Consider the following 559-nt stretch of genomic DNA (forward strand, 5'->3'; position numbering starts at 1 on the left):
TCGTCGTCCGCAAGGGCAGCGACGACGACCTGGTCAAGCGCGCCAGCCTGCTCCGCCGCGACTCGGTGCACGGCCCCTTCGAGGGCACGATCTCCGTGGATGAAGAAAACAACACCATCCAGGCCAACGGCACCCTGATCCAGTTCATCTACTCCAACGACCCGGCGTCCGTCGACTACACCCAGTACGGCATCAAGGACGCCATCGTGGTGGACAACACGGGCAAGTGGCGCGACGAGGCCGGGCTGTCCCAGCACCTGCAGTGCCCCGGCGTCTCCCGCGTGCTCCTCACCGCTCCCGGCAAGGGCGGTCTGAAGAACATCGTGCACGGCGTGAACCATGCAGACATCACCGACGAGGACAAGATCGTCTCCGCTGCCTCCTGCACTACCAACGCCATCACCCCGGTCCTCAAGGCGCTGAACGACAAGTTCGGCATTGCCCACGGCCACGTGGAAACGGTGCACTCCTACACCAATGACCAGAACCTGATCGACAACTTCCACAAGGGTTCCCGCCGCGGCCGCTCCGCCGCGCTGAACATGGTGTTGACCGAGAC

Annotated in this window: 1 protein-coding gene; it reads left to right on the forward strand. The window is 64.0% G+C overall.

All coding sequences use genetic code 11. The features are described from left to right. Positions 1 to 559: glyceraldehyde 3-phosphate dehydrogenase NAD-binding domain-containing protein (locus AC5RUJ_RS18075; protein ID WP_494156495.1), on the forward strand; the 559-nt coding region annotated here is incomplete at both ends.

It is taken from the genome of Arthrobacter sp. Y3223164 (assembly GCF_059091005.1).